21 protein-coding genes are annotated in these 19799 nt (G+C 71.7%); 11 read left to right on the forward strand and 10 right to left on the reverse strand.

The genetic code is table 11. The features are described 5' to 3' along the window. On the reverse strand, positions 1-2157 hold the full coding sequence (locus ACYVC6_RS08485; protein WP_460712908.1) for an acyltransferase family protein: 2157 nt from the start codon (positions 2155-2157) through the stop codon (positions 1-3). A 91-nt stretch (positions 2158-2248) separates the two neighbouring features. Here ACYVC6_RS08485 and npdG point away from each other — a divergent pair, with 91 nt between their 5' ends. Next, on the forward strand, positions 2249-2929 hold the full coding sequence (npdG, locus tag ACYVC6_RS08490) for an NADPH-dependent F420 reductase (RefSeq protein ID WP_460712909.1): 681 nt from the start codon (positions 2249-2251) through the stop codon (positions 2927-2929). On the opposite strand, the gene ACYVC6_RS08495 is transcribed toward npdG, so the two are convergent. Genes ACYVC6_RS08495 through ACYVC6_RS08505 form a run of 3 tightly spaced genes read right to left on the reverse strand, consistent with a single transcriptional unit; the run spans position 2904 to position 4319 of the window. Next, complete coding sequence (locus ACYVC6_RS08495) at positions 2904-3470, reverse strand: TOPRIM nucleotidyl transferase/hydrolase domain-containing protein (protein ID WP_460712911.1); 567 nt, start codon at positions 3468-3470, stop codon at positions 2904-2906. The genes npdG and ACYVC6_RS08495 overlap by 26 nt on opposite strands. Before the next feature lie 56 nt (positions 3471-3526). Further along, entirely contained in the window at positions 3527-3721 is a 195-nt protein-coding gene (locus ACYVC6_RS08500; RefSeq protein ID WP_460712913.1) for a hypothetical protein, read from the reverse strand. Position 3722: 1 nt separating this feature from the next. Beyond that, on the reverse strand, positions 3723-4319 hold the full coding sequence (locus ACYVC6_RS08505; protein WP_460712915.1) for a hypothetical protein: 597 nt from the start codon (positions 4317-4319) through the stop codon (positions 3723-3725). A 143-nt stretch (positions 4320-4462) separates the two neighbouring features. Between ACYVC6_RS08505 and ACYVC6_RS08510 the strand changes: the two genes are divergently transcribed. Beyond that, positions 4463-5179 carry an SDR family NAD(P)-dependent oxidoreductase gene (locus ACYVC6_RS08510; RefSeq protein ID WP_460712917.1) on the forward strand — a complete coding sequence of 239 codons (717 nt, stop codon included), beginning with the start codon at positions 4463-4465 and terminating at the stop codon, positions 5177-5179. On the opposite strand, the gene ACYVC6_RS08515 is transcribed toward ACYVC6_RS08510, so the two are convergent. Genes ACYVC6_RS08515 through ACYVC6_RS08525 form a run of 3 tightly spaced genes read right to left on the reverse strand, consistent with a single transcriptional unit; the run spans position 5173 to position 7221 of the window. Beyond that, positions 5173-6123 (reverse strand): hypothetical protein, encoded by a 951-nt coding sequence (locus ACYVC6_RS08515; RefSeq protein WP_460712919.1) that lies wholly within the window; start codon positions 6121-6123, stop codon positions 5173-5175. The two genes, ACYVC6_RS08510 and ACYVC6_RS08515, sit on opposite strands and share 7 nt — an antisense overlap. A gap of 15 nt (positions 6124-6138) precedes the next feature. Then, positions 6139-6630, reverse strand: a complete 492-nt coding sequence (locus tag ACYVC6_RS08520) for a DUF6328 family protein (RefSeq protein WP_460712921.1) — start codon at positions 6628-6630, stop codon at positions 6139-6141. Positions 6631-6660: 30 nt separating this feature from the next. After that, positions 6661-7221 (reverse strand): YbaK/EbsC family protein, encoded by a 561-nt coding sequence (locus ACYVC6_RS08525; protein WP_460712923.1) that lies wholly within the window; start codon positions 7219-7221, stop codon positions 6661-6663. A gap of 145 nt (positions 7222-7366) precedes the next feature. Between ACYVC6_RS08525 and ACYVC6_RS08530 the strand changes: the two genes are divergently transcribed. Further along, positions 7367-8320 (forward strand): glycerophosphodiester phosphodiesterase family protein, encoded by a 954-nt coding sequence (locus ACYVC6_RS08530; protein WP_460712925.1) that lies wholly within the window; start codon positions 7367-7369, stop codon positions 8318-8320. A 1-nt stretch (position 8321) separates the two neighbouring features. Here the strand turns inward: ACYVC6_RS08530 and ACYVC6_RS08535 are convergent, their stop codons facing one another. Continuing rightward, on the reverse strand, positions 8322-8648 hold the full coding sequence (locus ACYVC6_RS08535) for a hypothetical protein (RefSeq protein ID WP_460712927.1): 327 nt from the start codon (positions 8646-8648) through the stop codon (positions 8322-8324). Then, positions 8645-9967, reverse strand: coding sequence for a PspC domain-containing protein (locus ACYVC6_RS08540; protein ID WP_460712929.1), 1323 nt, complete (start codon positions 9965-9967; stop codon positions 8645-8647). The genes ACYVC6_RS08535 and ACYVC6_RS08540 overlap by 4 nt, the downstream gene beginning before the upstream one ends. 143 nt (positions 9968-10110) lie before the next feature. Between ACYVC6_RS08540 and ACYVC6_RS08545 the strand changes: the two genes are divergently transcribed. The 7 genes from ACYVC6_RS08545 (at position 10111) to ACYVC6_RS08575 (ending at position 17072) form a co-directional block, all read left to right on the forward strand. Continuing rightward, complete coding sequence (locus ACYVC6_RS08545; protein ID WP_460712931.1) at positions 10111-11409, forward strand: ATP-binding protein; 1299 nt, start codon at positions 10111-10113, stop codon at positions 11407-11409. Further along, a complete protein-coding gene (locus ACYVC6_RS08550; protein ID WP_460712933.1) occupies positions 11406-12086 on the forward strand; it encodes a LuxR C-terminal-related transcriptional regulator in 681 nt (226 codons plus the stop codon). Before ACYVC6_RS08545 ends, ACYVC6_RS08550 begins: the two co-directional genes overlap by 4 nt. 36 nt (positions 12087-12122) lie before the next feature. Further along, a complete protein-coding gene (locus tag ACYVC6_RS08555; protein WP_460712935.1) occupies positions 12123-12479 on the forward strand; it encodes a hypothetical protein in 357 nt (118 codons plus the stop codon). 199 nt (positions 12480-12678) lie between these two features. Then, complete coding sequence (pcrA, locus tag ACYVC6_RS08560; RefSeq protein WP_460712937.1) at positions 12679-15102, forward strand: DNA helicase PcrA; 2424 nt, start codon at positions 12679-12681, stop codon at positions 15100-15102. A gap of 50 nt (positions 15103-15152) precedes the next feature. Continuing rightward, positions 15153-15533, forward strand: a complete 381-nt coding sequence (locus ACYVC6_RS08565; RefSeq protein ID WP_460712939.1) for an ArsR/SmtB family transcription factor — start codon at positions 15153-15155, stop codon at positions 15531-15533. Next, positions 15530-16168: a cation diffusion facilitator family transporter gene (locus tag ACYVC6_RS08570; protein WP_460712941.1), complete on the forward strand. Its 639-nt coding sequence runs from the start codon at positions 15530-15532 to the stop codon at positions 16166-16168. Before ACYVC6_RS08565 ends, ACYVC6_RS08570 begins: the two co-directional genes overlap by 4 nt. Beyond that, entirely contained in the window at positions 16158-17072 is a 915-nt protein-coding gene (locus ACYVC6_RS08575; RefSeq protein ID WP_460712943.1) for a cation diffusion facilitator family transporter, read from the forward strand. Before ACYVC6_RS08570 ends, ACYVC6_RS08575 begins: the two co-directional genes overlap by 11 nt. A gap of 114 nt (positions 17073-17186) precedes the next feature. Here ACYVC6_RS08575 and ACYVC6_RS08580 read toward each other — a convergent pair whose 3' ends face one another. Beyond that, on the reverse strand, positions 17187-18419 hold the full coding sequence (locus ACYVC6_RS08580; protein ID WP_460712945.1) for a M23 family metallopeptidase: 1233 nt from the start codon (positions 18417-18419) through the stop codon (positions 17187-17189). A 212-nt stretch (positions 18420-18631) separates the two neighbouring features. Between ACYVC6_RS08580 and sucC the strand changes: the two genes are divergently transcribed. Beyond that, positions 18632-19798: an ADP-forming succinate--CoA ligase subunit beta gene (gene sucC, locus ACYVC6_RS08585; RefSeq protein ID WP_460712947.1), complete on the forward strand. Its 1167-nt coding sequence runs from the start codon at positions 18632-18634 to the stop codon at positions 19796-19798. Position 19799: the final 1 nt, after the last annotated feature.

Here is a 19799-nt window from a genome sequence, read left to right on the forward strand (position 1 = left end):
TCAGTCGCTGGACCGGCCGGCCACCGCTTCCTGCGGGTCGCTCGGCGCGGCGATGCCGTTGTCGGGGATCATCCGCAGCGCCCGGCCGAGCGTCGCCCACAGGTTGGCGGCGTACTCCGTGGTGATGTGGTCGCTGTCGCGATAGCTCAGGGTGCCGCCGATGACGATCGGGCACTCGCCCTGGTAGCAGAGCCACGGCGTCGGGTCGACGACCCGGGCGCCGGAGACGGTGGCGGACTCGACCGCGACGTCGCCGAGGATCTGGGACCGCTCGTCCGGCTCGAACATGCAGTCGCCGAGGCTCGGGTCGCCGGTGGTCAGGCAGGTGGCCGGGTCCTCCGGGGACTTGGGTACGTCGCGCAGCAGGACGACCTCGTCGGCCGCCGCCCGGAGCTCCACGAAGAGCTCGTCGTAGCCCTCACGCAGCAGCGGGATGGTGTCCTCGAGGGAGGTGACCCGCTTGTCGTCGCCGTCGAAGACGCCGTTGACCGGCGGTGAGGAGGCGACCACCACGAGGTCGGGGTCGAGGGACTCGACCTGCTCCATGACCCAGTCCTGGAAGTCCGAGCAGTCGGTGAAGACGGTGTCGTCCGACTGCGCGGTGGCGATCGGGACATGGGCCGCGGTGCACTGCGGCTTGACGAGGTAGTAGGCCTTCCAGTTGCCGGCCTCGTTGATCCGGTCGAACGCCGGGATCCAGGCGCGGGCGTGCGAGTCGCCGATGAGCACGAGGGTCTTGTCGCCGTCGTCCTCGCCGACCTGGCAGAGCTTGCGGACGTTCTGCTCGTAGTCGCACTCGCCGACGTCGGCCACGCTCTCGCGCAGCTCGAGGATGTTGGGGTCGGTCTGGCTGGGGATGGCCTGGCGGTTGCGGGCGGCGTTGACCGAGGCGCGTACCAGCGCGACGGTGTCGACGTGGACGGGGCCTGGCTTGTCCTTGCCCGCGACGGTGATCGGCGGGTTGTCGCCGCCGTCGGTGGCCTGGGCGCCGGTCCACAGCCAGGCGACGCCGCCGACGGCGAGGACCAGCACCGCGCTCGCGGGGTAGAGGGCGAGCGCACGGCGGCGGGGGAGCCGGTGGGCCGGCCGGCCGGTGCGGAACGGCATCTCGACGTACTGGTAGGTGTAGGCCGAGAACGTGACGGTGACGAGCACGGCCAGCGCACTCTCGAACGCGGTGAGCTCACGACCCAAGGCGTACTCCGGGAGGATCAGCAGGGGCCAGTGCCACAGGTAGAGCGAGTAGGACCAGTCGCCGATGATCCGGAACGGCTCGGTCGAGAGCAGGCGTCCCACCCACGTCGTGGCGTTGCCGTGACCCGCGATCAGCAGGAGCGCGGTGCCGATGACCGGCAGCGCGGCGGCGATGCCCGGGAAGGGGGTCGCCGAGGTGATCACCACACAGGAGCCGACCACCGCCACGGCGCCGACGAACGCCGTCAGCTGGAGGACCCGCTTGTCGACACGGGCCACCGCCGTCACCGGGACGAGGGCGACGAGGGCGCCGGCGCCGAGCTCCCAGGCTCGGGTGAAGGTCGAGAAGTAGGCGGAGGTCGGGGAGCTCACGGTCTGGTGGATGGACCAGGCCAGCGATGCGGCGACGACGACGAGCAGCAGCGCCAGCACCGGGCCGCGCGGCAGTCGCTGGTGGCGACGGCCCGTCACGAGGCGGGTGAGGAGGAGGACGCCGAACAGTGCGAGCGGCCAGACGACGTAGAACTGCTCCTCCACCGCCAGTGACCAGTAGTGCTGCATCGGGGACGGGCCGGTGTCCTGGGCGAAGTAGTAGACACCCTGCTGGGCGAAGTGGACGTTGGCGGCGAACGCCGAGGCCCAGAGGGCGTCGACCACGACCTGGCGGGCGTCCAGGAACCCCATGACCAGCAGTGAGCCGAGCACGGTCGCGACGGTGACGACGGTCGCGGCGGGCAGGATGCGCCTGGCCCGACGGGCCCAGAACTGGCCGATCGAGACGCCCCCGGTGACCAGGACCTCCCGGAACAGCAGACCGGAGATCAGGTAGCCGGAGATCACGAAGAAGACGTCGACGCCGACGAAACCACCCGGCAGCACGGTGAGACCGGCGTGGGCGCAGATCACCACAGCGACTGCGACCGCGCGCAGTCCCTGGATGTCACCCCGGATCTCTCTCGCCATGCTCCCCCGCGCCCCCCAAATGGTTCCGAACTGGATAACTCTCCCACCCCCGCCCGGGTCACGCCCTATCAACGTGCGATCATCCGGACTCGTGACGACCTACCGGATCGCGGTGATCGGCGGAACCGGTCCCCAGGGCAAGGGGCTCGGCTACCGGTTCGCCCGGCATGGACACGACGTCGTGCTCGGCTCGCGCTCGGCGGAGCGGGCGGTCCCGGCCGCCGACGAGGTGCGCGCACGCCTGTCCGACGTGCCGGGCGCCGGGTCGGTTTCCGGCGCCGGCAATGCCGAGGCGTGCGAGGCCTGCGACGTGGTCGTCCTGGCGGTGCCCTACGACGGCCACGACGAGCTGGTCGCGACGCTCCCGTTGGCCGGCAAGACCGTCATCTCCTGCGTCAACCCGCTCGCCTTCGACAAGCGCGGTGCGCACGGCCAGGTCATCGACGCGGGCGAGGGCTCGGCGGCGGAGTCCGCCCAGCGGCTGGCACCGGAGGCGGTGGTGGTCGGCGCGTTCCACAACGTCTCCGCGGTGCTGCTGTGGGGTGACGACGACTACCTCGACGAGGACATCCTCTGCGTCGGCGACTCCGACGAGGGCAAGGCCGTCGCGATGGAGCTTGCCAAGGCCGTCACCGGGCGAGAGGGCATCAGCGCCGGCAAGCTCCGGCTCGCCCGCCAGCTCGAGCCGTTCACCGCCGTGCTGATCTCGATCAACCGGAAGTACAAGGCGCACTCCGGCCTGCGGATCAGCGGTATCCCCGGCCGCGACTGAGGCTCGCCGCGTGCTCCAGCACGCCCAGCAGCGGGGGTGGTACGGCACCCAGGTCGAGCTCCTCGGCCAGCGCGGCGGCGAGCCGGACCTTCCGGCCGGACCTCGTGCCGGCGAAGCGGTGGAGCTGCTCGTGGAGCGACCGAGTCCGTTGGTAGGGCTGCTGCTGGAAGGTCCGCAGCCGGCCGAGCTCGCCCTCCCGCTCGATGACCTCGACGACCGCGTCGGTCCCGAGGGCCCGGAGGAGCTCGTCCTCGAGGTCCTCCGCGCAGACGAAGAACCCATGCGCGGCCAGGCTCGCCCCGTCCTCCGCTTCGCGCCCCAGCCGGCGCAGGGCGCCGGCCACGAACCGCACCTCGCCGCGGTCGCACAGCCCCGAGACGGCGGTGCCGGGCCGCTCGGCGTACGCGCGCAGGAGGCGCCCGACGTTGGTGATCCCGCCCATCGGGACCACGTGGGGCGAGCCGAGGCCGAGCCGACGGCCGAGCACGCCGAGCACCGCGGCGTCGCTGGGCCCCTCGACCAGGACCACGCTGGCGGTCACGCCTCCCAGGGTGGGAGGTGTGACAGCCCCGTGGCGACCCCTTTTGACCGCTGGTGTCAGCCGGGCTGCGCGCGGTTCCTCCCGAACGGCGCCCAGCGGGCCATCAGCAGCCCGTAGACGATGCCCGCCACGGGCAGCGCGGTGACGACCACGCTGTTGAGCTTGAGCACCCCGGCCAGCACCAGCGTGACCGCCAGGAAGACCCCGAACAGCAGCCCGGTGAAGAACCCCAGGATCGGATGACCGCGCATGTCAGACCCCCTTCTTCCGGGCGATGCCGGCTGTGGTGGCCAGCACCCCGAACACCACCGTGGCACCCAGAGCGCCCAGGGAGACCGGGCTGTCGGTGAAGCTGCCCTCGACCTTGATCTCGCCCTCGTAGACGCACACCGTCTCGCCCTCCTCGGCGTGGGTGCCGACCAGGGGGACGTAGAAGCCGCGCGGCACGAAGTCCGGGAGGTCGTAGTCGCCGGTCTTCGCCTCCTGGGTCGCGTACGTCGTGCTGCTGTCGTTGGACCAGCTCCACGACGACGGGCCGTAGTCGGGCAGCGGCGCCGGGAGGTCGATCTTGACCCCGCCGGAGTAGGACCGTTCCTCGCTGCGGGCGCCGCCGTAGATGCTGCCGCCGCCGACGTACGTGCCCGCCGGGTCCACGGTCGCCTGGTCGGTGTCCTGGGTGATGGTGGTGTCGGTGCCGTCGTCCCCGGTGATGGCCACCTGGCCCTGGCAGTCCGCCTTGTCCGTCGTGAGATCGGCATGGGCCGGGCCGGCGAGCGCGAGCAGGCCGGCGCTCATGGCGACCAGCCACCCCGCGATGAGGACTGAAACACTGAGTTGTCGTCGGCTCATGGCCGCCTCCTGGGTCCGTTCCCGAGACCCCTCCTCGCCTCTGAGGCTAGGGCTAACAAGGGTCCTGTGGCGATGGCCCACACGGGGGGTTTGCCGGTGCTCGGGTCGGAGGCGTGCGTGGGCGTTGTGGGAGCGTGTCCGCCATGAGCGGAGTCGTGGTGACCGGAGCGGCCTCAGGCATCGGCCTGGCCTGTGCGGAGGTCCTCGTCGAGCAGGGAGCCCGGGTCTCGCTCTGGGACATCTCCCCGGGGGTGGCCGACCACGCCGCTCGGCTGGGGATGCCCCACGAGGTCGTCGACGTGTCGGGCGACCTCACCGACAGTGTCGCGCGGGCCGCGGCGGCCCTCGACGGCCTCGACGGGCTGGTGCATGCGGCCGGCTGCGTCGCCGTCGAACCCGTGGGAGCCTTCACCGCCGAGTCGTGGGACGCCGTCCTCGGTCTCAACCTGCGCGCCCAGGCGCTGCTGGTGCAGCTCATGCACCCCCACCTGGTCCAGTCGGCCAACGCGTCGGTCGTCGGGATCTCCTCCATCGAGGGGCTGGTCGCCAGCGCCTGGATCCCGGCCTACTGCGCGTCCAAGGCCGGGATGCTGGGCATGACCCGGTCCATGGCGGCGCAGCTGGGGCCGGACGGGATCCGCGTCAACGCGGTGTGTCCCGGCTTCATCGAGACGCCGATGCTCGGTCCCGCTCTGGAGATCGCCGAGCTCAAGGCCGAGCTCGAGAGTGGTGCCGCGCTCGGCCGGCTCGGCCTACCGCGCGAGGTCGCGGAGGCCGTCGGCTTCCTGATGTCGGACAAGGCATCGTTCATCACCGGCACGGAGATCGTCGTGGACGGCGGCTTCATCAGCCATCACTGAGGGGTCTCGAGCATCCCGCACGAGGCGCGGGCGAACGCAATCGCGTTGGCGGCGCCTTCCGGGGTCATCCGGAGGGTGATCTGGCCCGGCTCGCCGCCCAGGCGCAGGCCGATCTTGAACGCCGTGGCGCCACCGGACTCGGCGAAGGCGTGCGCGTCGCACCGCGTGGGCTTGAGCGGCAGCGAGATCCGGAGCGGTGGGTCGTCCCCTGAGATCGAGACATCCGGCCGCCACGCGTCCGTGCCGACCGGGGACAGGATGGGGGTGCCGGAGACGGTCTCGATCGTCAGTGCGGGGCCCGGCCGGCCGGTCGGCTCGAGGACCAGCACCAGCTCACCCTCGCCGCCGACCGGGGTCGCGGTGGGGTCGCCGTCGGTGACCTGGTCGGACCAGCTCAGCCTCGCCACCTCGCCGATGGCGATCTCGAGGCACCGGGCCCGGGTGTAGCGCCCGGCGACATCGGTCTCGTCCGCGACCGCGAGTGTCTCCTTGCCGCCCGCGTGCTCGATCGTCACCGTCCCGAGCGGGGCGTCGAGCTCGACCGGGGCGTCGTTGGAGGTGCCGCACGTGGGCCGTGGCGGCAGTGTGAGCGGGAAGCCCCGGGTGGACTGGGCAGGGATCTCGCGCAGCCGCTCTCCCGTCAGCGCGGCGCGAAACCGGGGATCGACGTAGGTGATCCGGATGGGTGTGACGTCGTCGAGGGTGTCGTTGTCGATCCAGACCTGCATCCGGCCCGCGGCGGCGTCCCGTGACGACTGACGCATGTCGGCGATGAGTGTGCCGGTAGGTGGCGGCTCGGGGAGTGCCGAGACCGTGATGGTCGGGACCCCCGTGTCCGACGGCGTGACGGAGGGGGAGGGCTGCGCGGTGCCGGAGGTGTCGTCACCGCACGCCGCGAGGGCGACCAGCAGGCATCCGGCTGCGACCCCTGTGCCCGCTCTCACGCGGACAGTGTGCCCTCACCTGGGCACGAGCGTGCGGGGCACGATCCCCAGCATGGCCACGAGGAGCACCAGGATCGCCCCGCCCGCGACGACCGCGCCGGTGCGGTCGACGACGACGTCGAAGATGAAGGCCACGATGCCCGCGACCAGCAGGGCCATCAGGAGCAGCACGGTCCGCATGATGAGGTGCGACGCGCGGACCAGCCGGTCCTTCACCTGCTCGCCGGACAGCCGCCGGTGGATCGCCACCGGCGAGAGCACCATCGCCGTGATCGCCGCGGCCAGCAGCACCAGACCGAGGTAGACGTCGCGCTGCAGGTCCGTGAGGTCCGCGAACCTCTGCTGGAACGGCAGGGTCAGCAGGAAGCCCGCGGTGAGCTGGGCGCCCGTCTGGATGACGCGCAGCTCCTGGAGCATGTCGTTCCACTTGCGGTCGGCGCGCTCGGTGGCGCTCTCGCTCCGGCCGTCTCCGGTCCTGCTGTCCGCCTGGCTGTCGGCTTGTTCCACGCCCGGTCTGTACCCGCGCGCCCGGCCGTCCTATCCGGCCAGCCCCTCGACCACCTCGGCGCGTGGGAGCTCCCCGAGCAGGCGGCCGGGGACGAGCAGCTTGGACCGGCGTACGCCTGAGCCGATCACGGCCACCTCGATGTCCAGCGCCCGCGGGTCGACCAGCACCCGCCACCCCGCCGGCAGCCCGACCGGGGTGATGCCGCCGTACTCCATGCCGGACTCGCTCACCGCGCGGTCCATCGGCAGGAACGACGCCTTGCGCACGTCGAGGGTGCGCTTGACCAGGTTGTTGACGTCGGCCCGGGTGTCAGCACGCACCAGGCACGCCGCGACCCGTTCCTCGCCGGCGCGGCGGCCGGCCACGACCACGCAGTTGGCGCCGGTGGTCATCGGCAGGTCGTAGGCCGCGCTCATCGCGGCGGTGTCCGCCACCTCCGGGTCGATCTCGACGACCGCGATGTCACCCGCGTGCGCCCAGCCGGAGAGGGCCTCGACGACCGCCGGTGCCAGCAGGTCCGGTCTGTCGGCGACGGGGAGCGGGACCAGGGTGCCGAGGTGGGGGAGCGTCACGGCGGACCACCCTGCCATGGGCGCCCCGGGGGGCGTCGAGACTCACGAAATGGTCGTCCCAGCGACGTCCGGACAGCCAATCCGTGCATCTCGACGCCGCCGGGTCGCCGCGGGTTCATCTCGACCCCGCCTGAGCGTCACCCGAGGCGGCTGCACTGATGCCGTGGCCACGATCATCGGGCACCGCGGGGCGCCGGGCTACCGACCCGAGCACACGGCCTCGTCCTACTGCCTGGCGATCGCCATGGGTGTCGATGCCGTGGAGCCGGACCTGCTGCTGACTCGCGACGGCGTCGTGGTGGTCCGCCACGAGAGTGACCTGAGGGCCACCACGGACATCGCCGACCACCCGGAGCTGCCCGGGCACCGGGTCGAGGAGCTCACCCTCGCCGAGCTCAAGTCCCTGCGGACGGTCGAGCGCTTCCCTGGGACGCGACCCCGCAACGGCCGGTGGGACGGTCTCGAGCAGGTCCTCACCTTCGACGAGCTGCTCCTACTGCTGGCCGCCGAGTCCAGGCGGCTCCACCGGCCGATCGGGGTGCACGCCGAGCTCAAGGACGCCTCGAGGCTGGCCGGCCTCGGCCGCTCGCTGGAGACCGCGGTCCTGGACGTGCTGCGCGACCACGGGCTGGACGGCCGTGACAGCGGCGTCCACCTGCAGTCGTTCGAGCCGAGCTGCCTTCACCGGCTGCGTGAGCGGACCGATCTGCGGCTGGTGCAGCTCGTCGAGGCCTCCGGTGTCCCGGTCGACCTGGCCGCGGCCGGCGACCCGACGACGTTCGACGACCTGGTCTCGCCCCGGGGCCTGCGGATGGTGGCCCGGTACGCCGACGCCGTGGGCCTGGCCAAGAGCCGACTGCTCGGTGCGCCGGCCGACGCGGAGGCGCTGGTCGACCACGCCCACCTCTCGGGGCTGCGCGTCCTGGCCTGGACGCTGCGCGACGAGAACCGCTTCCTGTCCCCCCGGTTCCGCCGCGGCGACGACCCGGACCGTCGCGGGGACGCCGCCGGCGAGCTGGCAGCCCTGCTCGACGCCGGGGTGGACGGGGTCTTCTGCGACCACCCCGACGTGGCGCTGGCCGCCAGGGACGCCTGGCGGCCAGCACGCGTGGGGTAGGTCAGGGCTTGGGTTCGGGGTCAGTGGGCTCGACCGGATCCTCCGGCTCGGACGCCGGCGTGTCGACCCAGCCGTTGGCCCGGGTGGCGTAGCGACGGCTCCCGCTGACCGCCAGGGCGGCCAGGCCGCCGAGGCCGGCGAGCACCCATGGGACCGGCAGCAGCCAGCGGATGTCGTTGTCGTCGACGACGTCGTTGACGATCAGGGACCAGATCCCGACCAGGCCGAGGAAGGCCAGTCCCATCACCAGGTGACCGATGTTGACCGGGTGGCGCCCCGCGGAGAGAACGCCGGCCCTGCCCTTCGAGTCGTTCCGACTGTCGGTCATCGCACCTCTCCTGTCGTGTCGTTGACCACGTGGACGTCGACCTCGCCGAGACCCAGCTCGATGTCCAGGTCGAGGTCGGGGACGTTGACCCCGCCGTCGTAGGAACCGGTCGTGTCGATCCCGCCGCCGTCCTGCTTGTCACCGAAGATGTCGGCGTCACCGAGCCCGACGTTGGCGGTGACGTCGACGTCGAGGCCCTGGGGGATCAACACCTCGATCCGGCCCAGGCCGGTGCGCAGGTCGATGGTTCGCCCGTCCAGGTTCTCCAGGTCGGAGACCTCGGTCAGGTCGAGCACCAGCTCGCCCGCCCCGAGCTCGTAGCGGGACTGCACCTGGTCGGCCGACGCAGGCATCCTCACCACGCTCTCGTCCCACCTGCTGCTGGCCGTCGCGCCGGCCATGCCGATGGCTGCGAGCAGGCCGATGAGGATGATGCCGCCGGCCCGGCCGTAGAACGCGCCGATCAGGAGCATCACGCCGCAGACGGCCACGACGAGCGCGGGGTAGGCGGAGTCGGCCACGCCGGCACCGGCCAGGTCGACGATGCCGAGCAGGCCGATCCCCAGCGCGGCGAGCGCCAATGTGAACCAGAACAGGATCGGCCCGCGCTTGCGCGGGTGTGGCGGCCGCGGCTGCCAGGACGTGGGCGGTGCGGGGTAGCCGGGAGGTGCGGAGCTCGGCGGCACGTACGTCGCAGTGGGCTCCGCGGGCGAGACCCAGCCCTGCTGGTTCTGCGGCCCGTAGTGGGTCGGCCCGTAGCTGGCCGGCCCGTAGCTGGTCGGCCCGTAGTTGGTCGGCGGCGTGTAAGGCACCGGGGGCGCAGTGGGCCTGGGCCGGTCGCGGTCGCCGAACGCGACCACGACCAGCACGATGACGGCGAGGACCGCCAACGGCCACGGGAAGCCGTAGCCGCCCATCGTGTCGCCGATCAGCGCGAGTGCGGCGATCACGCCGGCGATCAGGAGCGCGACGGTGCGGGTGCGCTCGTCGAAGTTGAACGGCGCCCGCTCGTCACCGTCCTCGGGCACGAGGAGCCAGCACGCGAAGTAGATGATGAGACCGGCGCCGCCGAAGAACACGAGCACCACCAGGGCGACCCGGAGGATGAGCGGGTCGACGTCGAGGTGCCGGGCTAGCCCGCCGGCCACACCGGCGACCTTCTTGTCCGGCCCGGTCGTACGCCGCAGCCGCGCGAGGTCGCGGATGTCGCCGCCGGTGGGGCGAGGTCCCTGCTGCGGTTCCTGTTGCGGTTCCTGTTGCGGTCCGGGGTCGCCGGCCGGGTCGGGACCCGGGGGGGCTTCGGGCGGAATGGTGGTCATGCCTCAACCTTCCTCTCCGGGGTGGTCCCACACCATCGGGGACGACCCTGAGCGGCACCCGAGCCCAGGGGCGCCGAGTCAGGGTGGTCTCGGGGTGCTTCCTCATGGGGTGCGACCCCCCGCTCTGGGATGCTGGCAGTGACATGTCAACCGCTCCCACCGACGCGCCGTACGCCTACCGACGCGCGACCCGCGACACCGAGGCGCCCATCATCGGCGGCGTCGCGGCCGGTCTCGCGCGCCATCTCGGCCTTCCGGTGCTGTGGGTGCGGGTCGCCTTCGTGGCCGCCACCGCCCTGAGCGGGCTGGGCGTCGCGCTCTACGCCGGGTGGTGGCTCATGCTGCCCGCCGACACGGCGTTCGAGACGAGCACGCCCGGCGCCGAGAGCCACACCCGCGGCGGCCGGCGGCCGGGCGTACGCCGCCGGCTGGGCGACGTCGGCCCCCTCGTGGTCCTGGCCACCCTGGGGCTGGGCGCGATCCTGCTGGTCCAGGCGACGCTGGGCCAGGGCGCGGTGTTCTGGTCGATCGTCATCGGCGTCGTGGGGGTCGGCCTCCTGTGGCGGCAGGCCGACGAGGTCCAGCGGGAGCGCTGGATCACCAGCGGCCGGATGAACCCGGCCAGGCTGGTCTTCGGCAGCGGCGGTTGGGCGGCCTACGCGCGGGTGCTGGTCGGCATGGTGCTGGTCATCACCGCGATGTTCATCATCGGCTTCGACGGCGGGTCGCTCCGCGAGGCGAGACTGGCCCTCCTGGCCGGTGGGCTCGGCGTCGCCGGCCTGCTGTTCGTCGTGGGCCCGTGGGTGTTCCGGCTGTCCACCGACCTGAGCGCGGAGCGCGCCGAGCGCATCCGCACCCAGGAGCGCGCCGACGTCGCGGCGCACCTCCACGACTCGGTGCTCCAGACACTGGCTCTGATCCAGAAGAGCGCGCAGGACCCCGCCACGGTCGCGCGCCTGGCCCGCGCGCAGGAGCGCGACCTGCGCTCGTGGCTCTACGCGGGCGAGTCCATCGACGACCGCAGCGTGGCGAGTGCCCTGCGCGGCGCGGCCGCCGAGGTCGAGGACGCCCACGGCGTCAGCGTCGACGTCGTGGCCGTGGGCGACTGCCCCATGCACGAGACGCTGCGCCCGATCGTCGCCGCGGCCAGGGAGGCGATGACCAACGCCGCCAAGCACGCCGGCACCGGGCGGGTCGACGTCTACGCCGAGGTCGACGACCGTACGGTCTCGGTGTTCGTCCGCGACCGCGGCGTGGGCTTCGACCCGGGGGCGGTGACGGAGGACCGGATGGGCGTGCGCAACAGCATCGTGGACCGGATGACCAGGCACGGCGGCTCCGCCGAGGTCCGCACCGCACCCGACGAAGGCACCGAGGTCCGGCTGCGGCTGCCCCGACCCGGCGACACCGCACCACCACCCTCATCCAAGGAGACGACATGACAGACAACGCCCCCGTGCGCGTGGTGGTCGTCGACGACCACGCCATGTTCCGCAGCGGCGTGCGCTCGGAGCTGACCAACGCCGGCGCCGGCGTGGTCGACGTCGTCGCCGAGGCCGCCGACGTCGACGAGGCGGTGGCCGCCATCGCCGCGCACTCGCCCGACGTCGTGCTCCTCGACGTCCACCTACCCGGGGGTGGCGGGGTCGAGGTGATGAGGAGGACCGGTCAGGCCGCCGGCCACCCGGGGCAGCCGCGTCAGCCCCAGTTCCTCGCGCTGAGCGTCAGCGACGCGGCCGAGGACGTCATCGGCACGATCCGCGGCGGCGCCCGCGGCTACGTCACCAAGACCATCACCGGCCCCGAGCTGGTGTCCGCGATCCGGCGGGTGGCCGACGGCGACGCGGTCTTCTCTCCGCGCCTGGCCGGCTTCGTGCTCGACGCCTTCGCCGGCACCATCGAGGTCGCCGCCGTCGACGAGGACCTGGACCGGCTCACCGAGCGCGAGCGTGAGGTCATGCGGCTCATCGCTCGTGGCTACGCCTACAAGGAGGTCGCGAAGGAGCTGTTCATCTCGATCAAGACCGTCGAGACCCACATGTCGTCGGTGCTGCGCAAGCTGCAGCTGTCCTCACGCCACGAGCTGACCCGCTGGGCCAACGACCGCCGGCTCCTCTGACGCAGCCCCCGGCCGGCACCTCCTAGGCTGCACCCCATGGAGACCCTGCGGCTGATCCTGCTCTTCGTCCACATCCTCGGCTGGGCCGCGCTCTTCGGCGGGCTCCTCGTCCAGGGCCGGGAGGAGCCGAAGCGGGTCAACGCTGCGATGCGCGACGGGGCGGGTACGGCGTTCCTCACCGGTCTGGCGCTCGTCGGGGTGATCCAGGGTGGTGACCTCGGGACGGTCGACAACGCCAAGATCGCTGTCAAGACGGTCATCGGCCTGGTGCTGCTGGTGCTGGTGATGGCCAACGTGCGCAAGGAGCGGATCCCCCAGGGGCTGTGGGTCGGCCTGCTCGTGCTGACCGCGGCCAACATCGGGGTGGCCGTGTTCTGGTCCTCGAGTCACTGATTGTCTACCCCCGCAAATTTCGGCCCGCACCCACGACGGACGCTCCGCTCCGCTCCGCGGAGCTCCGCCGTCCATCGTGGCCGCGGGCCGATCGCGGGGCGCGCTCGCTCCGCTCGCCACGCTCGCTTCGCTCGCACGCTCCCATCACCTCTGGCCACGCCGGCCGCTGAGGGTAGGCGCACGTAGGGTTGTCGGCGAGATGACGACCGACGCGATCCCCGGGCTGGAGGGCCTCGAGACGCCCGCCGAACAGCGCCGTACGGCGACCCGCGAGCAGCTGCTCGAGGGACTCAACGAGCCGCAGCGAGCGGCCGTGGTGCACGAGGGCGCGCCCCTGCTCGTGGTCGCCGGCGCGGGGTCGGGCAAGACCCGGGTGCTCACCCGGCGGATCGCGTGGATCGTCTCGGAGCGCGGGGCCCACCCGGGCTCGGTCCTGGCGATCACGTTCACCAACAAGGCCGCTGCGGAGATGAAGGAGCGGGTCGAGCAGCTCGTCGGCCGCCGGGCCCGGCTGATGTGGGTCTCGACGTTCCACTCCGCCTGCGTGCGCATCCTGCGCAAGGAGATCGAGCGGCTGGGCTACGGCAAGTCGTTCTCCATCTACGACGCCGCCGACCAGAAACGGCTGATGGCGCTGGTCGCCAGCGACCTCGACCTCGACGCCAAGAAGTTCCCGGCCGGCGCGCTGCTGCACTGGGTGTCCAACCACAAGAACGAGCTGCGCGACGAGCAGGACGCCGCCGACGAGGCCCGGACCAAGCTCGACGAGACCTACGCCCAGGCCTACGCCCTCTACCAGAGCCGCCTGCGGGCGGCCAACGCCCTCGACTTCGACGACCTGATCATGCTGACCGTCCACCTGTTCGCCGAGCACCCCGACGTGCTCGAGACCTACCGCCGCCGGTTCCGGCACGTGCTCGTCGACGAATACCAGGACACCAACCACGCGCAGTACGCCCTGATCCACCAGCTGTGCGCGGCCGACCTCGAGGACCGCGACGGCGGACTGGACGACGCCGGACCGCGCGCCGAGCCGGCCGAGCTGATGGTCGTCGGTGACGCCGACCAGTCGATCTACGCGTTCCGGGGCGCCAGCATCCGCAACATCCTCGACTTCGAGGACGACTTCCCCGACGCCCGGACGATCCTGCTGGAGCAGAACTACCGCTCCACACAGACGATCCTCACCGCCGCCAACGCGGTGATCAGCCGCAACGAGGGGCGCAAGGACAAGACGCTGTGGTCCGACGCCGGCGACGGCGAGCGGATCGTCGGCTACGTCGCCGACGACGAGCACGACGAGGCGCGGTTCGTGGCCGGCGAGATCACCACCCTCGGCAAGGAGGCCGAGGTCCGGGCCGCGGACGTGGCGGTGTTCTACCGCACCAACGCGCAGTCCCGGGTGTTCGAGGAGACGTTCATCCGCACCGGCCAGCCCTACCGCGTGGTCGGAGGCGTCCGCTTCTACGAGCGGCGCGAGATCCGCGACGCCCTCGCCTACCTGCGGCTGCTGGCCAACCCGGCCGACGAGATCTCGCTGCGCCGGGTCATCAACGTCCCCAAACGCGGCATCGGAGACCGCGCGATCGCGTGCGTCCAGGCGTTCGCGGAGCAGGAGCGGCTGACCTTCTGGGAGGCGCTGCGCCGCGCCGACCAGGCGCCGGGCGTCGCCACCCGGTCTCTGACCCAGATGCGCGGGTTCGTGGCGATGGTGGAGGAGCTCCAGTCGATGGTCGACGCCGGTGAGCGCGCCGACGTCGTCCTCGAGACCGTCCTCGAGCGCTCCGGCTATCTCAGGTCGCTCGAGGAGTCCACGGACCCGCAGGACGAGACCCGCCAAGAAAACCTCGCCGAGCTCGTCGCCGTCGCCCGCGAGTTCAGCGAGGACCCGGTGGCGGGGCCGTCGGCCGACCCGACCGATGTCGACGCCGGGCTCGTCGAGCCAGGGCTCGCGGACTTCCTCGAGCGGGTGTCCCTGGTGGCCGACACCGACCAGATCCCAGACGACGAGGACGGCGTCGTCACGCTGATGACGCTCCACACCGCCAAAGGCCTGGAGTTCCCGGTCGTGTTCCTCACCGGCCTCGAGGACGGGATCTTCCCCCACTCCCGCTCGCTCGGCGACCGGCCCGAGCTGGAGGAGGAGCGCCGGCTGGCCTACGTCGGGCTGACCCGCGCCCGCGAGCGGCTCTACGTCTCGCGTGCCCTGGTGCGCTCGGCCTGGGGTGCGCCGTCCCACAACCCGGCGTCCCGGTTCCTCGACGAGCTGCCCGTCGACCTCGTCGACTGGCGGCGCACCGAGGCTGAGCAGGCGGTCTGGGAGCGGCCGGCCTGGTCCGGCGAGCGCGACACCTACCGCCGCCCGGGCCTGGGATCGCCGACCGCGGGCGGGCGCCGCAACTTCTCGGCCGCCGCGGCCCGGGCCGACGCGGCCCGCAAGGCCAAGGCGTCCCGTCCCATTCCCGTGCTGGCCTCTGGCGACCGGGTGCAGCACGACACGTTCGGTCTCGGCACGGTGGTGACGACCGAGGGTGACGGCGACAAGGCGGTCGCCTCCATCGACTTCGGCAGCGAGGGCGTCAAGCGGCTGCTGCTGCGCTACGCCCCGGTCGAGAAGCTGTAGGCGCGCGCAGTCGTTGACAATACGACGCCGCTAGGCAATATCATCGTCAAATGGCGATGAATACTCCGGAGCTCGCCACGTCAGTGTCCGAAGCGGACGGACTGCTCTCCGCGGCCTCGCTGTTCCACGGGTTCAGCGACCCCAACCGGATCGCCATCCTCCAGCACCTGGCCCTGGGAGAGCACCGGGTCGTCGACCTGACCGATCATCTGGGGCTGGCTCAGAGCACCGTCTCCAAGCACCTGGCTTGCCTCAAGGACTGCGGGTTGGTGACTTCCCGGCCCGAAGGCCGCGCGTCGGTGTTCTCGCTGACCCATCCCGAGGCGCTGATGGGGGTCTGGTCGGCGGCGGAGCGGCTGCTCGACCTGACCGGGGGCGCCGTCGCGCTGTGTCCCCACTACGGCGTCGAGCCCCTGGAGGACCCCAGGTGAGCGGTCTGCTCGACGTCGGGGTGGGCCCGGACGCCCAGCGCCGCCGGGTGCTCGGACGGCGCGCGCGGCGGCTCGCGGGTGCCTCGGTCATCTACAACGTGGTCGAGGCCGTCATCGCCATCAGTGCGGGCCTCGTCGCCGGGTCCGTGGCGCTAGTGGGCTTCGGCCTCGACTCGACGGTTGAGGTGTCGAGCGGGCTTGTCATCCTCTGGCAGTTCCGCCACCCGATGCCGGAGTCTCGCGAGCGTCGGGCCTTGCGCCTGATGGCGATCTCGTTCTTCGCCCTCGCCGCCTACGTCGCCCTCGAGTCCGTTCGTACGCTGTTGGGCGGCCACGATCCCGACCCCTCGTCCGTAGGGATCGCGCTTGCCTCCGTGTCGCTCGTCGTGATGCCGTTCCTCTCCTGGGCCCAGCGCCGCACGGGGCGCGAGCTCGGGTCCAGCGCGGTAGTGGCCGACTCCACGCAGACGCTGCTCTGCACCTACCTCTCCGCGGTCCTGCTCGTGGGGCTGGTGCTCAACGCGACCCTCGGCTGGTCGTGGGCCGACCCGCTGGCCGGACTGGTGATCGCCGCGGTCGCCCTGCGGGAAGGCCTCGAGGCCTGGCGCGGAGAGGACCACTGCTGTGGCCCATGACCACGACCACGGCGCTGCCGGGCTCGCCGACCACCGCGGCCGTCTGGCCACGGTGCTCGCGGTCACCGTCACGGTGCTGGTGGTCGAGGTCGTCGGCGCGGTCGTGTCCGGCAGCCTTGCCCTGCTCGCGGACGCCGCGCACATGCTCACCGACGTGGCGGGCCTGACCCTCGGTCTGGTCGCCGCGGCCCTGGCCCGGCGCCCGCCCACCTCGACGCGCACGTGGGGCTACCGGCGCGCCGAGATCCTCGGTGCCGCCGCTCAGGCGGCGCTGCTGCTCGCGGTGGGTGTCTACGTCCTGGTCGAGGGGGTGCAGCGGCTGCTGTCACCGCCCGAGGTGGCCTCGACCGCGATGCTCGTGTTCGGTGTGGTCGGCCTGGTCGGCAACGCGGTCGGCCTGCTGCTCCTCGCCGGAGCGCGCACCGACAACATGAACATGCGGGCGGCGTTCCTCGAGGTGGCCAACGATGCGCTCGGGTCGATCGCGGTGCTGGTGGCCGCCGTCGTCATCGCCACCACGGGGTGGCTGCGCGCTGACGCCGTCGCCTCGCTCGTGATCGGCGTGCTGATCGTGCCGCGGACCGTCCGGCTGCTCCGCGAGACCGCGCACGTGCTGCTCGAGTCGACCCCGGCGGGCCTCGACCTCGACGCGGTGCGGGCCCGGCTGCTGAGCGCCGAGCACGTCCACGGGGTCCACGACCTGCACGCGTCTCAGGTCGCGACCGGCCTGCCGGTCCTCACCGCGCACCTCGTCGTGGACGACTCGTGCTTCCACGACGGCCACCTGGCCCGGATGCTCGACGAGGTCCAGGGATGCCTGGCCGACGAGTTCGACGTCGAGCACTCGACGATCCAGTTCGAGGCGCGGTCGCATGGGGCGCACGAGCACGACACGCACGCCTGACTTCAGTTCCAGCCCGCCTTGCGGTGGTCTCGACACGCTGTCGCTACTTCGTTCCTCAGTAGCGACGCTTGCTCGACCTCTTTTCCGTGCTGACCGAGCTCGTTCCTCGCTCGCTCAGCGGAAAAGACCGTGCTGCTGCATCGCGGCGTAGGGGTCGACGGGGTCGCCGCCGCCGGGCCGGACCTCCACGTGCAGGTGCGAGCCCGTCACGTGGCCGGTGGAGCCGACGGTGCCGATGACCTCGCCGCCGCGGACGACATCGCCGACGCTGACGTTGAAGGAGGTCTGGTGGCAGTACCAGATCTCGGTGCCGTCATCGAGGGTGATGACAGTCTTGTTGCCGTAGGCCCCGTCATAGCTCGCCTCGGTGACCGTGCCGTTGGCGATCGAGTAGATCGGGTCGCCGCTGTCGCCGTTGAAGTCGAGGCCGGTGTGGTAGCTCGACCACAGGCCGTACTGGCCGAAGCGGGCGGTCAGCTGGACGCTGTCGAGTGGGTATTGCCAGAGGTTGAGCTCGAGCTTCGCCGCTTGTTCCTCGGCCGCGCCCGCGAGCTGCGTGAGCGCCTGGTTGCGGTCCTGGGCCATCCCTTCGGCCACGGCCTGGAGGTCCTCGACCCCGGCGGCGTCCGCCTGGGCGGTGCGGTCGTTGTCACGGGTGGGAGGGTCGTCGCGCTCGCCGACGACCTTGCCGATGTTGCTCTCGCCGCTCAGGGCCGAGGCATGGGTGAGGCCGTCGGTCGCGGCACTCGTCGGCGTCTGGTCGGGCACGGTGAGCACTCCGCCGATGGACACGGCGAGTGCCGCGATGCCGAGGAGGACGGGGGTGGAGGGAAGCGCCTTGAAGAGCGGACCGCGGGAGCCCGCGTGCTTGACGGCGCGGCGCTTGCCGGGCTCGACCAGGCGGTCGTTGACGTAGGTCGTGGTGATGGACGTGGTCGCCGGCAGTGCCGCGGTCTCCGGCTCGGGCTCAGGCTGGGGCTGCGACCGCTCGATCGTCAGGCGTGCGGTGTCCTCGTGCTCGAAGCCCGTGGTCTGGTCCACCGGCTCGAGCGACTCGAGCACCCGGGCCACGTTTTCGTCGCTGACGAGCGCCGCCTCGTGCTCGGCCTCATGCGTTTCCACCTCGACGGACGCGGGTACCGAGGCCCTGCGCTTGCCGACATAGGCGTGCCTGGCGGCTTCGGCCTCGATGGCCTCGACCGTGAGCGACGTGGTGCTGCTGGGCGAGTCGACCGGCACAGCGGCCACCCGGCGTCCCGGAGTAATCGGGGTCACTGAGCCGGTGCGCGCCGGGGACGGCACGTCTGCTCGGTGGTGACCCACGAAGAGGACCTCTTGCTTACGCATCGGGAACGGGCAGGCGGAGCCCCAGACGATAACGGATTGACAACGCTGTCCGAAATCGGGTGGCCCCCGTGTTGTGAACGAACGGTGTCGGGGGCGGTTATGGCGGGTGGCCTGCGTCACGTCGCGGCAGCCGGTCTCCTACGGCCGCGCGGGCGGGACTAGGGTGCCCCGGGAAACGACGCGTGACCGTCTCGAGAACAGGTGCAGACCCAGTGGACTTGATGGAGTACCAGGCGAAGGAGCTCTTCGCCAAGCACGGAGTGGTGACGACGCTGGGCGTGGTCGCCGAGACCGCCGAGGCGGCCAGGGCCGCGGCCGAGGAGTTCGGCGGGGTCACGGTCATCAAGGCCCAGGTCAAGGCCGGCGGTCGCGGCAAGGCCGGCGGCGTCAAGATCGCCAAGACCGCCGACGAGGCCTTCGAGCACGCCTCCAACATCCTGGGCATGGAGATCAAGGGGCTCGAGGTCAAGCGCGTGCTGGTCACCCCGGCGACGCCCCCGGAGGAGGAGTACTACTTCTCCTTCCTGCTCGACCGGGCCAACCGTCAGTACCTCTGCATCGCCTCCGTCGAGGGCGGCGTCGAGATCGAGGAGGTCGCGAAGACCAACCCCGATGCCGTCAAGAAGATCCCCATCGACCCCGGCGCGGGGGTGGACGCGGCCAAGGCCCGCGAGATCGCGACCGAGGCCAAGTTCCCCGAGCCCGTCTTCGAGCAGGCCGTGACGATGATCGAGGCGCTCTACACGGTGTTCGTCGAGGAGGACGCGACGCTCGTCGAGGTCAACCCGCTCGCCCGGCTCGCCGACGACAAGCTCGAGGCGCTCGACGGCAAGGTCTCGCTCGACGACAACGCCTCCGAGGTCCGTCACCCCGACCACGCGGCGTTCGTGATCCGCGACGAGGAGGACCCGCTCGAGGCGGCGGCCAAGGACAAGGACCTCAACTACGTCAAGCTCGACGGTGAGGTCGGCATCATCGGCAACGGCGCCGGTCTGGTCATGTCGACGCTCGACGTGGTCGCGTACGCCGGCGAAGCCCACGGCGGCGTCAAGCCGGCCAACTTCCTCGACATCGGTGGCGGCGCCAACGCGCAGGTGATGGCGGACGGTCTCCACATCATCCTGGGCGACCCGCAGGTCAAGGCGGTCTTCGTCAACGTCTTCGGCGGCATCACCGCCTGCGACGAGGTCGCCAACGGCATCAAGGGGGCGCTGGAGATCCTCGGTGACGAGGCCAGCAAGCCGCTGGTCGTCCGGCTCGACGGCAACAACGTCGAGGAGGGCCGCCGGATCCTCGATGAGCTCAACCACCCCCTGGTCACCCAGGTGCCGACCATGGACGGTGCGGCCGACAAGGCTGCCGAGCTCGCGAACGCGTAAG

It is taken from the genome of Nocardioides dilutus (assembly GCF_054779555.1).

Excerpts from the sequence above, each read along its gene's own strand:
- ACYVC6_RS08485 (WP_460712908.1), bottom strand. The coding sequence starts at position 2,157 with ATGGCGAGAGAGATCCGGGGTGACATCCAGGGACTGCGCGCGGTCGCA.
- ACYVC6_RS08500 (WP_460712913.1), bottom strand. The coding sequence starts at position 3,721 with ATGCGCGGTCATCCGATCCTGGGGTTCTTCACCGGGCTGCTGTTCGGG.
- ACYVC6_RS08505 (WP_460712915.1), bottom strand. The coding sequence starts at position 4,319 with ATGAGCCGACGACAACTCAGTGTTTCAGTCCTCATCGCGGGGTGGCTG.
- ACYVC6_RS08510 (WP_460712917.1), top strand. The coding sequence starts at position 4,463 with ATGAGCGGAGTCGTGGTGACCGGAGCGGCCTCAGGCATCGGCCTGGCC.
- ACYVC6_RS08525 (WP_460712923.1), bottom strand. The coding sequence starts at position 7,221 with ATGGCAGGGTGGTCCGCCGTGACGCTCCCCCACCTCGGCACCCTGGTC.
- ACYVC6_RS08535 (WP_460712927.1), bottom strand. The coding sequence starts at position 8,648 with ATGACCGACAGTCGGAACGACTCGAAGGGCAGGGCCGGCGTTCTCTCC.
- ACYVC6_RS08540 (WP_460712929.1), bottom strand. The coding sequence starts at position 9,967 with ATGACCACCATTCCGCCCGAAGCCCCCCCGGGTCCCGACCCGGCCGGC.
- ACYVC6_RS08545 (WP_460712931.1), top strand. The coding sequence starts at position 10,111 with ATGTCAACCGCTCCCACCGACGCGCCGTACGCCTACCGACGCGCGACC.
- ACYVC6_RS08550 (WP_460712933.1), top strand. The coding sequence starts at position 11,406 with ATGACAGACAACGCCCCCGTGCGCGTGGTGGTCGTCGACGACCACGCC.
- ACYVC6_RS08555 (WP_460712935.1), top strand. The coding sequence starts at position 12,123 with ATGGAGACCCTGCGGCTGATCCTGCTCTTCGTCCACATCCTCGGCTGG.
- pcrA (WP_460712937.1), top strand. The coding sequence starts at position 12,679 with ATGACGACCGACGCGATCCCCGGGCTGGAGGGCCTCGAGACGCCCGCC.
- ACYVC6_RS08565 (WP_460712939.1), top strand. The coding sequence starts at position 15,153 with ATGGCGATGAATACTCCGGAGCTCGCCACGTCAGTGTCCGAAGCGGAC.
- ACYVC6_RS08580 (WP_460712945.1), bottom strand. The coding sequence starts at position 18,419 with ATGCGTAAGCAAGAGGTCCTCTTCGTGGGTCACCACCGAGCAGACGTG.